Below are 14,812 nucleotides of genomic sequence, written 5' to 3' on the forward strand. Positions count from 1 at the left end.
TGCAATTTATTTTCCCTTTTTCCTTTTTTCTTCCAGACCTTTCTTTAATTCTTCCAGAATATCCTTATGATTTCTGGATTCCATCTTCGGGAACGCCTTTACCAGACGTTCACTGACTTTTGTACTGGATTTTGCAAGCTGTGCGTAGCGCTCCTTAAGCTGCACATAGTATTCCCTGAGCTGAACAGCCCGTTCCTTCTGCTGCGCCGCACGCTCCTTCTGCTCTCCGCCAAACTCTTCCAATTTCCCTTTGATGTCATCCGTCACCTCATCCAGTTTCTTGCCGACTTCTTCCTGCTTCTCCATAGTATCCATCACGTTTTCGTAAATATTGCTTCCCATCTTATCCGAAATATCCCGAAGCTCTGACGCTATCCGCTCCATCATTTCCAAGCGTTTGTTGAACTTCAGAATTCCTGATGCCGTTACATACAGATCGGCAAAAGTCACAATACTAAGAACCACGATCAAAGCAACTCCCAAAGCATGAGGAAGCGCTTCTGCCACACGATAAACAAGCGGCTGAAATACTTTCACGATAAAAATGCAGGCAACACCCCACACCAATGAAAAAATCGGGCAGACGTAACCGCCTATATTGAAAGGCTGCCCGGAATAATCCCACCACTTATGGTGGAAAATCTTATCCAAAGCAAATCCTGTCAGCCCCTCTATCAATGTTACGATAATAACGGAAGCAACATATAAAATCACCAGATTATTTTCAAAAGGCTCCAGCAAAAGAAGCACTGCGCTCACTCCCACACCATAGACCGGGCAAATCGGTCCATTCAAAAACCCTCTGTTTACAAATCTCTTTTCTTTTACCGCCGCATAGGCAACTTCCGCGCACCATCCCAAAAAACCATACGTAAAAAAATAAAGTATTAAATAATAAATGTCCACTCCTTCTAATTCCTCTCTTCCCTCGAATGTTAATCGCAAGCGCCAATAGTTGTATTATACTTCACGTTGTCACGCTCGTCAATCAGTGTTATAATACTCGAATAATAGATAATAATTATCAATAACAGCAAAGGAGTCTTCCATTATGATACTAAAGAAAGGAAAGAACCATCACACATATATTGTAGATTCTATCCATATTGAACTACAGTTAGAACGCCGTCTCGAAGCGCTGGGACTGACCGAGGGAACCGCAATTACCATCATGAACAACGATAAAAAAGGATCCCTCACCGTAAAATTCCGCGGTACACGGTTCGCAATCGGAAAAAGGATTGCCGACAATATTGAAGTAACGGAGGCGGTTTCTCATGAGTGATATCATTAACGTAGGTTTTATCGGAAATCCCAACTGCGGGAAAACCACTCTGTTCAATGCATTTACCGGTGCAAACCTGAAAGTCGCCAACTGGCCCGGCGTTACGGTTGAAAAGAAAGAGGGAAAAGCAACTTACGAAGGACAGACCTTTAAACTGATTGATCTTCCGGGAATTTACAGCCTCACTTCCTATACAATGGAAGAAACGGTATCCCGGGAATGTATCATGAGCGATGAAGTAGACGTGATTGTAGATGTCATTGACGCATCCAGCCTGGAGCGCAACCTCTATCTCACACTGCAGTTAATCGAACTGGGCAAACCTGTCGTACTGGCATTGAATATGATGGACATCGTAGAAGACCGGGGCATGGAAATTGATCTTCACCGTCTGCCGGAAATGCTGGGCGTCCCTGCCATCCCCGTTTCTGCCAGGAAGAAGACCGGGCTTTCCATCCTCATCCACGCAGTTGCGCACCACAAGGATTATACGGCACAAGGCCCATTCATCCATCACCATCCCGGAATGCATTCTTCCCACCGGCATAACCATCACGACGAATATGCCATGGTGTACGAAGACTACATCGAAGATAAAATTGATATTATCATAGATGCCCTGCAGCAAAAATATCCGGAACTTCCCAACAAAAGATGGCATGCTATCAAGCTGCTGGAGCGAGACAAAGCTGTTACTGACGCCTGTCCGCTGGAACTTGAGAATGTCATTGACCGAAGCTATGAAAAAGACATTATAAACCAGAAATATAACTTTATCGAAGAAATCATCAGCGAGACACTGGTGAATAAATCCAGGAAAGAAGCCAGCACCGACAAGATTGACCGCTATCTGACCAACAGGTGGCTGGGACTTCCTATCTTTCTGGGCATTATGGCACTGGTCTTCTTCCTGACCTTTACCGTCGGCGACTTTTTAAAGGGATATTTCGAGATAGGACTGGAACAATTTTCCGCACTGGTGCAGAATGGACTCATCGCTATCCATACCAATGAAATGTTAATCTCGTTGGTGGTGGACGGAATTATCTCCGGCGTTGGCGGAATTCTTACTTTTCTTCCGAATATTTTCATCCTGTTCCTGGCGCTGGCCTTCCTGGAAGACAGCGGCTACATGGCAAGAGTCGCCTTTGTTATGGATGATATTATGAGCCGGCTCGGACTGTCCGGGCGCGCTTTTATTCCGCTGCTGCTGGGATTTGGCTGCTCCGTTCCCGCCATAATGGCGTCCCGCGCCCTGGAAAACCGCAAAGACAGGCTGAAGACCATATTAATTACACCATTTATGTCCTGCAGCGCAAGACTCCCGATATATGTACTCTTTTCCTCCTTGTTTTTTGAAAAACATGCTATGCTTGTATGCTATTCCATGTATCTGCTGGGAATTATTGTCGCCATCGGAACAGCATTCTTCATTTCAAAAATTGATGGGAGCAAAGCCGAGCACGCTTTACTAATTGAATTGCCGGAGTATAAATCACCAAATGCGCACACCATCGCCATCTACGTATGGGAGAAGGTAAAAGATTATTTAAGCAAAGCAGGTACGGTTATTTTCCTCGCTTCTGTGATTATGTGGCTGCTCCTGAACTTCGGTCCGTCAGGTTATGTAACAGATATTACCGCAAGCTTCGGTTCCTACATAGGCAAAGCAATTGTACCATTTTTCAAACCTATCGGCCTTGGTTACTGGCAGATTGTAGTTGCCCTCATTGCCGGTATTGCCGCCAAAGAAGTGGTCGTTTCCAGCTGCAGCGTATTATTTGGCGTACAGAATATTACCGGTGCACATGGGATGAACAGCCTCGCCGTGCTTCTCGGTTCTATGGGCTTCGGCGCCGCCAATGCTTATGCCCTGATGGTGTTCTGTCTGCTGTACATCCCCTGCACGGCAACAATTGCCACCATCCACAGGGAAACCGGAAGCAAAAAAATCACCGCTTCCTTTGTCCTGTTCCAACTGGCAGTTGCATGGATCATGAGTTTTCTTGTGTACCATATAGCAGGAATAATTTTGTAAAACAAAGAAGGATTCCAATAGCAGCACGGAATCCTTCTTTGTTATTTCATCAGTTTCTTAATAATATCCAGTTTATCTCCAAACGGTGCATATCGTATCGGTACGTCAATGAACCTTGATTTCTTCAAAATGCTCTTTTCATGCGTAAATGTATCAAAACTTGCTTTTCCATGGTAGCCGCCCATCCCGCTGCTGCCGACGCCGCCAAACGGCATATGTGACGTAGCCAGATGCACGACCGTATCATTGATGCAGCCGCCCCCGTAAGATATATTTTCCAGAATATAGTCTTCCCTCTTCTTATCTCCGGTAAAAAGATATAACGCCAACGGTCTGGGTCTTGCATTCACCATGGCCGCTGCCTCTTTTAGACTATAAAATGTAAGCACAGGCAATATCGGCCCGAAAATCTCTTCCTGCATCACCGGGCTGTCCCATGTAACTTCATCCAGCACCGTAGGTTCAATCTGCAAGGAGCCTCTCCGGCTTCCTCCTCCGCATACAACATGTGCGCCATCCATAAGCCCCAGAATTCTTTCATAATGCTTTGCATTCACTATTCTGGGATATTCCGGATTCTCGCACGGTTCTTTTCCATACATCTTTTTTATATATTTTTCAATCTGTCTGAGCAGCTTCTCTTTCACAGTCTTCTGCACAAGGATATAGTCCGGTGCCACACAAGTCTGCCCGCAATTTAAAAACTTTCCCCACACAATCCTCTTTGCCGCAAGCCTGATGTCCGCCGTCTCATCCACAATGCACGGACTCTTGCCGCCAAGTTCCAGTGTAACAGGAGTCAGATTCCGGGAAGCCTTCTCCATCACATACTTTCCAACATTTACACTTCCCGTAAAAAAAATATAATCAAAACGCTCATTCAGGAGAGCTTCATTTTCCGCTCTTCCACCTTCTATCACCGCCACATATTTTTCCGGGAAAAGCTCCTTCACCATCTTCGCTATCACTCCCGACGTGTGGGGCGAATAGGCAGATGGCTTTATAACCGCACAATTTCCTGCACAGATTGCTCCCACCAGCGGTACTACCGTCAGCTGGAACGGATAATTCCAGGGCGACATGATTAATACAACCCCATAAGGTTCTTTATAAACATATGCTCTTGACGGAAATTGCGTAATTGGTGCCGGAACCTTCCGCGGCTTGGCCCACTTCCGAAGATGCTTTACAATATACCTGATTTCTTCTTTTACGATTCCAATCTCCGTTGCATAAGACTCAAAAGAAGATTTATGCAGATCCTTTCTAAGCCCATCCATAATCAAATCTTCGTTCTTACATATCCATCTGTACATGCGGACAAGCTGCTTTGTTCGGAATTCTATATCCCGGCTCTCTCCTCCGCTCCAGTACTCTCTTTGCTTATGCAATACTATCTTATAATCTCTCATAGCTTCCTTCTATCTTTGCTGGATCTCTTCTAGATACGGTATCTCAATCGGATCAATGGGATCCATCGGGTTCTCCGACTGTCCTTTAATCTTACGGCTGTGGCGCTTCAATAATTCCCCGCCCTTGTTGTAAAACCAGAAAGAGTAGGTCAATATTTTATTCATCTTTCCCATCTTGTCCTTCGCCGTCTTACCATAAATTGTACCACCCGCTTCAATTCCCGTCTTATTCCTGATTACGGAAATAAGTTCCGTCTCACAAGTCACATATTCCGGCAGAATCGTATATCCCTTGCCAATACAATCCGGTCTGTGGGAATCACTTCCGCCAATGCCTACCTTCTGGTATTTTTTTGTAAGCTTCCGGGCTCCTTCGTTTGATTCTGCCGATTCACAGGCATTAAACGCCTCAATAAAATCAAAACGCTTAATAATCTCCGGTGACTTAAAATATTTTTTCGTATTCGTAAAACTTAAATACTTCTCACCACATGGGTGTGCCGGTCCCAAAATTCCGCCATGACGGTGCACAAAATCAATCAAAATCTGTACCGGAAGTCCCCGAAGCTCCAAAAGCCGCATCCGAACCCCTTCCGGCATAATACAGATAATATGCCCCGCATCTGCCGTGTCATACTCAATCCCTTTCAGGACAACAAAATCCTCATGTGCCTTACCTTTCATCGTATTTTTCCAATGACGGTAGCCGTTATACGTATCATGATCTGTAATAAGCATACCGTCAAAACCTTCTTCTTTCAGTTTTGTAATATATTCATCCAGACTTACTTTGCTGTCAATGGATCCTTCCTTTACATGACAATGCATATCCAGCTTCACAGGCAAGCCTCCTCCCCGATTTTGTGTTCGTTGCTATATAAACATTATATCACAAAACGGTTAAATTACAATAACCTCATCTTTCCAGAACATGCTGTACATCTGTCATCTGCCGAAAGCAACTATCTATAACTGCTATACAGAGGAGGCAAAGGAGCATGCATACAATTCCCGGAATTTCCAAATCAGTAAAGCCAAATAAAAATCCAATAATCAACAGCAATATAAAACTAACAATTATCAGTGCAATTCTTCCTATTTTATGCATTTTAAAACCCCCTTTAATCTCTCAGATATTCCCTGTAATCTTCTTCACTGGAAAATAACATATAGCTGCCATCTACGTATCCCATATATCCTGCCTGTGTAAAATATCCCTTCATTTATCCGTCCCTCCATTTTGAAAAAAAGTAATAAAAAATAGAACCCGGTTCCGGGATTCCTCCCTAACCTGGTTCTATTATCTTTCACTTTCTGTCCCAAAATACGGACTTATAAATTATTCTTCTAAAATTTTTATATCGTCATCCGTGTCTTCATCGGAACTGTCCTCTTCCATCTCTTCATCGTCCTCTAATAAATGCCTTGCCTTCTCCACTTCTGTTTCCATAGAAGCATTTTTTTTGAATTTCTCTGAGTAAACGCGCTCTTTCTTACTGACTTCTCTGGATTTCATCATAAACTGTATCACCAATCCGAGCAGCACAAGCACTGCACAGACTGCCATCATAATCCACGGATTATCCTCAAAAGGTGTCATCCTGACAATTGCAGCACCAGCCGTTATTCCTCCCCACACAGCGGACAAAATAATAACCATCGGTTTCCAGAATATTGCAGTAATAATCGCAAGCACCAGTCCAATTCCCAGACAAATAAGGAGCATAACTATCGAATCGGAAAGAACAAATGTCTCTCCAATAGAAATGCTGATTACCAACGCCCAGAAAAACAAACCTATCCTATAGAAAATACCAAACAAAACAGCAAGCACTATGCTGCAGGCAAGTATCACGCCGGCGACGGCTGCTCCCGAGACTTCTGCTGCAAGCACAACCACGACACCAACAACCGCTCCAAACACAATTCCTGACACAACCGCAAACAGCCGGTATATCTTCACTCCAAAAAAACATATGATTAACCCGATTACAGCCGTAACAGCCAGTACAATCAACAACTGTTGCTCAGAAATCTGCGGAATCCCACCATCAGACAACTGTTTTATACTTGTCATAATTTCTTCCATATTCATCACCTTTCGTACCCTTCAAACATATTGTTAATTCATTATAGCAGAAATGTTTGATAAATGCAAAAGAACAGTAAGAATGGGCATCAATTTTATTCAACTGACACCCACCCTTACTCTGATGATTCAATCATTCTTTCTTACCTCTTTCTCCTGTTTTCCTACAGGCGGTAATTTTTCTTGTACTGATTATCCTTAATTTCATCTTCTGGCTTTACACCTTCTGTCATAACCTTCACGATACTGCATTCTCTGCTGTCTCCGTTACTCTGACTTCGGATATTTACCTTCCTCAACTTCCTTAAATCTAATCAGGATTTCTAGTTTAATTGTTTGGCGGTCTATACCTTCCTTTCTTAAACTATTTTTGATAATAAACTAATTCCAAACTTACTTTTTCTTGTTTTTTCTGTTTGTTTTCTTTTATTTATTATCTATGTCATTATATTACCACCGTTTTTCATATTTGTCAATATGTTTTTTAATTATTTTTATATTTTCTGGCAACTATTCAGCCATGCGGCAAATAACGAAAAAGATTGCGCTCTCGCGCAATCTTCCTGCTGTTATGTCTTTCAATTATATATGTTATTGTTCCTGATACAGCACGACTGATCCTGCGTTTGTTCCGTTAATCACATAATAAACCGCATTCTCTTCAGGCTTGATATAAAGATCCATCGTCTTAATGTCTCCTACTTTCTTTCCTGATTTGGTCCATGCTTTCTTCACACTTGCAACAATCTCTTTCTCTTCCGTCTGCTTGCCATAGAATTCCACAAAAGCATTCACTTTCATTTCCTTCTTTACAGCGGCTCTCTTTACCGGCTCTTTCTTGGCAACGGGTTTCTTCTCAACCGTCTTCTTCTCTTCTGCAACTTTATCTTCCGTAACCTTCTCATCCACAGCCAGAGATGACACAGCCTGTTTCACTTCTTCAGCCTTCTTTTCAGCCTCTGCTTTCACTGCTGCCGCCGTCTCCTTCACAGCTGCTTCAACCTTCTTTGTTACATTATTTACTTTTTTCGTAGCCATTCTAACTCCTCCTACTACCTTCAAAACCTGTTTTTCGTAGTCGTGACTTTAACAGTGTTACTTGTTAATTATATCACAATTTTTTTAAATTGCAATCAGATTATGAACCAGAGGGAAGATAGGGTCTTAAAACCCCCGCCACATTGCTGATCGGCATGGTCTGCAGCCAGACCTTACCAGGGCCGCTGATGACCGTATTAAAGAGTCCTTCTCCGCCAAATAACATATTTTTCACACCGGGAACATTTTTAATTTCCATGGTACAGGTTGTCTCCATCGCTGCAAGATGGCCGGTATCTACCACAATCTGCTGACCGGGCTGAAGCTCATACTGCACCACATGCCCATCAAACTCAGCAAATACGATTCCCTGCCCACTTATTTTCTGCATGATAAATCCCTCTCCTCCAAATAATCCGGATGAGAATTTTTTATTGAAAAATACAGATATCTGAACTCCCGCTTCTCCGGCAAGAAACGCACTCTTCTGGAAAATCATTTCCCTTCCCGGGGTGATTTCAAACGCCTCGATGGAACCCGGAAAACTGGACGCAAATGCAATCATCCCATTCCCGCCCTGAGCAGTGTAAATATTCTGGAACATCCGCTCGCCGGCAAACATTCTTCCGAACGCCTTGCCAAGTCCGCCGTTCGTCGTTGTCTCCATCAACATATTCGGAGACATCCATGCCATACCGCCGCCTTCCGTAATCATCCTTTCGCCGCCTTCCAGGTAGCATACCACTACCGGCAAGGTCTCTCCCTGTATCTTATACCTCATACGACACCTCTTTCTCTCTCATTTTCCTTATTTTACTCTTTTCCGTCAAAGCAATACGTACACACTTTACATGGCTCAATGCCAATTGACGCCAGCAGGTCATCCAAACGGTGGTACCTGAGTGTCGTAAAATTCTGCTGCCTGCGTATTGCCTCAATCATCTCTGCATAACGACAACTGCACGGATTTGCATAATCATCCAGCACCTCCTGTGGACACTCATCTCCTTCACGCTCCTTAATAATCCTCCTGGTAATCAGATCAAGCTCTGATTTAGAACGTGAAAAATTCAAATATTTACATCCATATAAAATTGGAGGGCATGCCGGGCGGACATGTACTTCTTTGGCACCGCTCTGATATAGAAATTCTGTCGTCTCCCGGAGCTGCGTCCCACGGACAATCGAATCATCTATCAACAGAAGCTTCTTATCCTCAATCAATGCATGTACCGGAATCAGTTTCATTCTGGCAATCAGATTCCTCTGGCTTTGGTTTGTCGGCATGAAAGACCTGGGCCAGGTAGGCGTATATTTAATAAACGGTCTTGCATATGGGATTCCCGATTCATTTGCATAACCAATCGCATGAGCAATGCCAGAATCCGGCACACCGGCAACTACATCCGGATGAACGCTGTCCCCGTCTCTTTTCGCCAGCATACTTCCGCACCGATAACGCATCTCTTCCACATTGACTCCCTCATAGGAAGAAGTCGGATAACCATAATATACCCACAGGAAGGAACAGATTTTCATCTCTTCCCGGGGAGCACTCACCGTCTCTACCCCTTCCGGCGTAATGAATACAACCTCTCCCGCTCCCAGCTCCTTATAATCCGTGTAGCCAAGATTAATATAGGCAAAACTCTCAAAAGATGCACAGAAAGCGTCCTTTTTCCTTCCTATTACCAGCGGAGTCCTTCCATAACGGTCTCTTGCGGCATACAGTCCTTCTGCAGTCATAAGAAGCATCGTCATAGAGCCATCTATAATATCCTGTACATACCGGATTCCTTCCACAATGCTGTCTTTCTTGCAAATCAAAGAAGCCACAAGCTCCGTCGCATTAATCTGTCCGCTGCTCATTTCCTGAAAATGCGCATTTCCATTATTATATACGATGTCCAGAAGTTCTTTCATGTTATTAATCTTTCCGACTGTTGTAATCGCAAAGCTGCCCAGATGAGACTGAATCAGCAATGGCTGCGGCTCATAATCCGAAATACAGCCAATTCCCAGATTCCCCTTCATCTCTTCTACGTCCCGTTCAAACTTGGTCCGGAAGGGGGAGTTCTGTATGTTATGGATTGCTCTGTTAAATCCATCCTCTCCATGTGTCGCCATCCCACCTCTTCTGGTTCCAAGATGAGAATGATAATCTACTCCATAAAACAATTCTAACGTACAGTCCGTCTTTGATGCAACGCCAAAAAAGCCACCCATTTTTTAATCTCCTTTTTCTATTCTATCTCTTACTACGGTAAATTGCTTCCAACGTATCCACAACTCCGTTTACCCCAAGAAGACTTGCATTAAAAAGCATCTGGTGAGCCTCAATACTGCCCCAGGCACGTCCCGTATGTGCTTCATAATACAGCTTTCTCTCCTTGTCCGTCTTTTTTATCTTATCCCATGCCTGTTTCTCCGTCAACTTATAAATTCTCATAATCCGCCGGATCCGGTCTTCTTTGTACGCATAGATAAACGCATTGATACAATTGCTGTAATCGCCAACAATATAGTCCGCACATCTTCCCACAATGACGCAGGAGCTTCTCTGTGCAAGCTTCTCAATAATTGCAGTCTGGCAGCGGAACACTTGGTCGCTTAAGGGTTCACCCATTTCCTGGCCGCTCATAAATGCAGTATAATCACCAAGATTTACCACATAAGCCGACAAAAATCTTCCCAGTATCGTCTCGTCAACATTCTGCGCTGTCTCCGCACTGATTCCAAGCTCATTTGCCGCCATTCGAATCAAATTATAATCATAAAGAGGAATATCCAGCCGTTCTGCCAGCCGATTCCCTATCTCATGTCCGCCGCTTCCAAATTGTCTTCCAATCGTAATAATCGTATTCTTCGTCATACAAATCACTCTCCTCCGCGAAAAAATTTTTGCTATTAACTATCTATATTATACCTTCCTTTCTCCATATAAGCAAACATTTATGAAATCCGCCATTGTGCCTTGCTTCCTTTCTTAGTCTTCGTTACGACAAGCTGCCTGTCAATGCTTTCCGCAAGTTCCGCCACATGAGATATGATGCCAATCATCCTCCCGTTTCCCGCCAACTGTGCAAGTACACGAATTGCCTGTTCTCTTGCATATTCATCCAAAGAACCGAATCCTTCGTCCACAAACATGGTGTTCAACCGGATTCCGCCTGACATACTCTGGATTACATCTGCAAGTCCCAGTGCCATAGCAAGCGCCGCCATGAAAGACTCGCCGCCCGAAAGCGTCTTTACATCTCTCACCGTTCCGGTTACCATACTGTATACATCCAAATCAAGACCTGCATTTCCTCTCCCGCCCAGCGCATCCAGTGCACGGCAGCGGAGCTGGAACTGATTTCCCGTCATTTCAGCCAATCGCCGGTTCGCGTGCTGGATTACCTGACGGAAATACTGCCGTTGGACATAAGATTCAAAATCTATCTTGGCGCTTCCCGCCAGATTTCCATTAGCAGTCTGATTTAGATTCTGCAAAAGAGCATATTGTTCCTGCAGCGTCTCTGTCTCTCTGTAAATCTGCTCCAGCCGTTCCCGTACATTCCGATTGTTTTCTCTCTGCCTGTACAATTGCTTCTGCTGAAGCTCTATCTCTTCCTTTTGATGCCAAAGCAGACGTTTTTCTGCCTCCATCTCTTCTGTAGCGGTCGGCTCTCTTCCCTCTGCTTCTTTTTCAAGGGTCTGCCATCTTGCCGTCTCACGGATTTTCTGCTCTTTGAACCTCTCGCACCACTGCTTTAATTCTTCTTGTTCCTCTTCCTTTAAAAGCCCTGCATGATATGTTTTTTCAGAAAGAAAGCCCGCTTCTTTCCATCCTTCTTCATATTCTTTTTGTGCCTTCTCAGCATAAATTTCTATCTCGTCTTTCTGCTTCTTTTTCGCTCTCTGTTCTCCTTTTCTTACATGAATACCTGCCTGCAGGGCAGCCAGACTTTCTTCCACTTCACGCCGGACCTCTTCCCAATCGGTTTGTCCGGCACACGCCCGGAATTCCTCCCAGCGCCGCACTTCTTCCTCAATCTCTTGCATCTGCCTGGAATACTCGCTACCTGCATTCTCCAGAACAGCTACTCTTCCTTTCAGATTCTCTAAGAGAGATTCTTCCGATAAATCAAAAGCTTCTCCCAAAATCCGCTTTCCTTCATCCTGCAGCCGTTCTTCCTGCACTTTACATTCCTGCCGCTTTAAAACAAAAGCATTCTGAAGCGTATCTTTTTCCTTCTCTCTTTTATCTCGTTCCTTCCTGGCTGCCCGCACATCCTGCTGAGACGGTGCATCGCCGGAAACCTGCGCCGGGGCAGGATGCCGCAGAGAACCGCATACCGGACAGGGCCGCGCTTCTTCCAATTCCAATGCCAGAATTCCCGCCTGTTCTTTCAAAAAAGCATCATTAAGCCGAAAGTATTCCGCATCCGCCTCCCGGTACTGCCTGTCTGACTCCAGAAGCTCTGTATACGCCTGTTTTTGCTGCTTTTCTTTTCTGACATACTCCATCAAATTCTCTTTCAGGCTTCTCAACCCGGCAAGATTCTCCTTCACCTTGTCGTTCTCTTTTTGATACTCCACTGCCAGACATATCTTCGCCAAAAGCTTTTCTTTTTCTTCCTTCTCCTTCTCTTTCTGTACAAGCCATTTCTGAAGTTCCTCTAATTCTCGTTGAAGCGCGCGCCTGCTTTGCGCCACCTCCAAAGCCGCCTGCTCTTTACGCCGTACCTTCTCGGCACGTTCTCCAAGACTCAGCCGTTTTTCTTTCTCTTCGCACAGTCTCTGCTGCTCTGCTAATTCCTCTATCCGCTTCCTTGCATCCGCAAGTTTCTCGAATAAAAGATTATTCTCTCTTGCAAGCGCCAGTTTCCGATTTATCCGGTCAGACTTTTCCTGAATCAGTCCGGCTGTTTTTATACAAGCGCTTTCCCCCGCCCGAATTTCCTGCTCCATTTCTTCTATGATTTCCAGAATTTCCTCTGTGCCGGACGCTTCTTCTATCCGCTTTTCGTATTCCGGATCCACTGCCTGAGCCGGATTTTCTTCCTCTTCCGAGTTTACCGCAGAACCGGCAAATCCCACGGTCTTTGGATATAACAGATGACTAAGTTCCCTTTCTTTCGCTTTCTGCCCGTCCGCCAACTCTCCATACATGCTTTTCGCTCTCTCCTTAAGCTGTCTTTGCATTCTGGAAAATACCTGCGTATCAAATAATCTGGAAAAAATTTCTTTACGTTCATCAGATTTTGCAAGCAAAAGCCGCAGGAATTCTCCCTGGGCAATCATTGCGGTCTGCGTAAACTGCGAAGCGTCCAATCCTATGATTTCCACAATCTTCCGGTTCGTCTCCTGTTTCTTTCCCATAAATTCCGTACCATCCGGCAGATAGAGCGCAACCCTGGATTTTTCAACCACTTTTTTAACACTGCCATCTCTGCCTCTGCGCTTACTTTCTCTTTCATATTCCGGGCTTCGGACAATCCGGTAAATACGATCCTTATATTCAAATTCCAGTTCTACATATGTTTCTGTATGCAAATCGGCATATTGGCTGCGCATCATATTTCCATCCCGCCTGCCTCCACTGGTCTGATCATAAAGCGCATACATAATAGCATCAAATATGGTAGTCTTACCAGAGCCCGTATCTCCGGTTATCAGGAAAACACCCTTCCCTGCTTTCTCAAAATCTATCCGCTCTCTACCGGCATAAGAACCAAATGCAGACATAGTCAGGGTTATCGGTCTCATGGCTGTCCCTCCATTTCCTCCAAAACATCCTTCAACAAAGCTTCTTCTTCCCGGCTCATCTGCCGTCCCTGCATTTCTTCAAAAAAACGGCCGAATACCTGAAGCGGATCGGAAATATCCATAACTTCCTCCTGTTCTTCCATCTTCGTCCGTGTTCGTGTATTCTCAACCCTCACTTCTAAAAGGAATGGATATGTTTCCTCCAGACGTTCTCTGAACTGATAGGGTTCCACTTCATCCGTCACTGTAATGCTTACATAGTCATTTCTTAGTTTCTTATTTTTTGCTTCTTCCAGTATATTTTCAAATTTCCCTTCTAACCGTCTCACATCCCGGATGGGCGAAAGAGGAACTGCCGTATATACCGGCTCCGTCCCTTTTTCACCCAATTCCACCATTAAGAGGTGTTTGTTATCTTCACTTTCCGAGACAGAATATTTCAGCAAGGTGCCGCAATAGCGAAATCTGGAATTTCCAATCTGCTGCGGACGGTGGATATGTCCCAGCGCTGCATAATCGAATTTTTCCAGCACACCAGCATCTACGTTATCCAGTCCTCCCACCACAACTGCCTCAGAATCACTTCTCTGCGGCTCATTTCCCCCGAAAGTGTAGAACTGATGGCTGACAAGCACATTCCGCTTAGAAACGTCTATATCTTCCCGCTCCAAAAGCATACGGACTGCTTCCGTATAAGAGTTCCCCTCCATCTCATCATCCAGAAGGTTCCTTACATATCCCGGCTTCACAAAAGGAAGGAGATAAAAATCCACCTCGCCATACGCATCCTGGAATGTTACCTTCTTTAAGTACTCTCCCTGCTCAATCGGCGGCACACCGGCAATATGAATATGATGTCTGTCAAGAATCTCACTGGCATAGTCAAGTCTTCTCGCTGAATCATGGTTTCCTGCGGTTATTAGGACAGAGATTGGAGGGGCAATATCCGAAAGCTCTGTAAGGAAGCAGTTAAACACTGTAACTGCTTCCGCTGACGGCACCTGTTTGTCATAGATATCACCGGCAATAACCACTGCATCCGGATGCAAACGCCTTGCCGCCTCTACCACCTGTGAAAGAATTGCTTCCTGATCTTCCTTTAAATTATAAGAATGTAATTGTTTTCCGATATGAAGATCGGACAGATGAAAAAACTTCACGATGCTCCTCCTTAAACCTTCTCCTGCAAATGTGTG

The 14,812-nt window shown here is 44.5% G+C and carries 13 protein-coding genes; 2 read left to right on the forward strand and 11 right to left on the reverse strand.

Annotated features, from left to right (window positions below):
- Positions 1-6: 6 nt before the first annotated feature.
- Positions 7-906, reverse strand: coding sequence for a putative ABC transporter permease (locus tag OCV99_RS10645; RefSeq protein WP_158370480.1), 900 nt, complete (start codon positions 904-906; stop codon positions 7-9).
- Between the two features lie 145 nt (positions 907-1,051).
- Here OCV99_RS10645 and OCV99_RS10650 point away from each other — a divergent pair, with 145 nt between their 5' ends.
- On the forward strand, positions 1,052-1,285 hold the full coding sequence (locus OCV99_RS10650) for a FeoA family protein (RefSeq protein ID WP_158370482.1): 234 nt from the start codon (positions 1,052-1,054) through the stop codon (positions 1,283-1,285).
- Entirely contained in the window at positions 1,278-3,323 is a 2,046-nt protein-coding gene (gene feoB, locus OCV99_RS10655) for a ferrous iron transport protein B (RefSeq protein ID WP_158370483.1), read from the forward strand. Before OCV99_RS10650 ends, feoB begins: the two co-directional genes overlap by 8 nt.
- A 41-nt stretch (positions 3,324-3,364) precedes the next feature.
- On the opposite strand, the gene OCV99_RS10660 is transcribed toward feoB, so the two are convergent.
- From OCV99_RS10660 to OCV99_RS10705, 10 genes are all read right to left on the reverse strand, one after another.
- The gene (locus tag OCV99_RS10660) at positions 3,365-4,735 is read right to left on the reverse strand and encodes an aldehyde dehydrogenase (protein WP_158370484.1); all 1,371 of its coding nucleotides are present in this window, start codon (positions 4,733-4,735) and stop codon (positions 3,365-3,367) included.
- A gap of 9 nt (positions 4,736-4,744) precedes the next feature.
- The gene (locus OCV99_RS10665) at positions 4,745-5,575 is read right to left on the reverse strand and encodes a PHP domain-containing protein (RefSeq protein ID WP_158370485.1); all 831 of its coding nucleotides are present in this window, start codon (positions 5,573-5,575) and stop codon (positions 4,745-4,747) included.
- A 499-nt stretch (positions 5,576-6,074) separates the two neighbouring features.
- On the reverse strand, positions 6,075-6,812 hold the full coding sequence (locus OCV99_RS10670) for a TMEM198/TM7SF3 family protein (protein ID WP_262575419.1): 738 nt from the start codon (positions 6,810-6,812) through the stop codon (positions 6,075-6,077).
- Between the two features lie 176 nt (positions 6,813-6,988).
- A complete protein-coding gene (locus OCV99_RS10675; RefSeq protein WP_262575421.1) occupies positions 6,989-7,123 on the reverse strand; it encodes a hypothetical protein in 135 nt (44 codons plus the stop codon).
- 292 nt (positions 7,124-7,415) lie between these two features.
- Positions 7,416-7,862 carry a DUF6465 family protein gene (locus OCV99_RS10680; RefSeq protein WP_158370487.1) on the reverse strand — a complete coding sequence of 149 codons (447 nt, stop codon included), beginning with the start codon at positions 7,860-7,862 and terminating at the stop codon, positions 7,416-7,418.
- A 100-nt stretch (positions 7,863-7,962) separates the two neighbouring features.
- A complete protein-coding gene (locus OCV99_RS10685; protein WP_158370488.1) occupies positions 7,963-8,643 on the reverse strand; it encodes a TIGR00266 family protein in 681 nt (226 codons plus the stop codon).
- Positions 8,644-8,675: 32 nt separating this feature from the next.
- Positions 8,676-10,088: an amidophosphoribosyltransferase gene (locus OCV99_RS10690; protein WP_158370490.1), complete on the reverse strand. Its 1,413-nt coding sequence runs from the start codon at positions 10,086-10,088 to the stop codon at positions 8,676-8,678.
- Positions 10,089-10,110: 22 nt separating this feature from the next.
- Entirely contained in the window at positions 10,111-10,734 is a 624-nt protein-coding gene (locus OCV99_RS10695) for a cytidylate kinase-like family protein (RefSeq protein ID WP_158370492.1), read from the reverse strand.
- An 80-nt stretch (positions 10,735-10,814) separates the two neighbouring features.
- On the reverse strand, positions 10,815-13,616 hold the full coding sequence (locus tag OCV99_RS10700; protein ID WP_158370493.1) for an AAA family ATPase: 2,802 nt from the start codon (positions 13,614-13,616) through the stop codon (positions 10,815-10,817).
- Positions 13,613-14,776, reverse strand: coding sequence for an exonuclease SbcCD subunit D (locus OCV99_RS10705; RefSeq protein ID WP_158370495.1), 1,164 nt, complete (start codon positions 14,774-14,776; stop codon positions 13,613-13,615). Before OCV99_RS10705 ends, OCV99_RS10700 begins: the two co-directional genes overlap by 4 nt.
- Positions 14,777-14,812: the final 36 nt, after the last annotated feature.

Source organism: Dorea acetigenes, from assembly GCF_025567385.1.
Lineage (GTDB): Bacteria > Bacillota > Clostridia > Lachnospirales > Lachnospiraceae > Claveliimonas > Claveliimonas acetigenes.

What these genes read in the sequence shown, in the direction of transcription:
- OCV99_RS10685 (WP_158370488.1), bottom strand. Translation starts at nt 8,643, where the DNA reads ATGAGGTATAAGATACAGGGAGAGACCTTGCCGGTAGTGGTATGCTAC.
- OCV99_RS10680 (WP_158370487.1), bottom strand. Translation starts at nt 7,862, where the DNA reads ATGGCTACGAAAAAAGTAAATAATGTAACAAAGAAGGTTGAAGCAGCT.
- OCV99_RS10695 (WP_158370492.1), bottom strand. Translation starts at nt 10,734, where the DNA reads ATGACGAAGAATACGATTATTACGATTGGAAGACAATTTGGAAGCGGC.
- OCV99_RS10670 (WP_262575419.1), bottom strand. Translation starts at nt 6,812, where the DNA reads ATGACAAGTATAAAACAGTTGTCTGATGGTGGGATTCCGCAGATTTCT.
- OCV99_RS10690 (WP_158370490.1), bottom strand. Translation starts at nt 10,088, where the DNA reads ATGGGTGGCTTTTTTGGCGTTGCATCAAAGACGGACTGTACGTTAGAA.
- OCV99_RS10650 (WP_158370482.1), top strand. Translation starts at nt 1,052, where the DNA reads ATGATACTAAAGAAAGGAAAGAACCATCACACATATATTGTAGATTCT.
- feoB (WP_158370483.1), top strand. Translation starts at nt 1,278, where the DNA reads ATGAGTGATATCATTAACGTAGGTTTTATCGGAAATCCCAACTGCGGG.
- OCV99_RS10700 (WP_158370493.1), bottom strand. Translation starts at nt 13,616, where the DNA reads ATGAGACCGATAACCCTGACTATGTCTGCATTTGGTTCTTATGCCGGT.
- OCV99_RS10660 (WP_158370484.1), bottom strand. Translation starts at nt 4,735, where the DNA reads ATGAGAGATTATAAGATAGTATTGCATAAGCAAAGAGAGTACTGGAGC.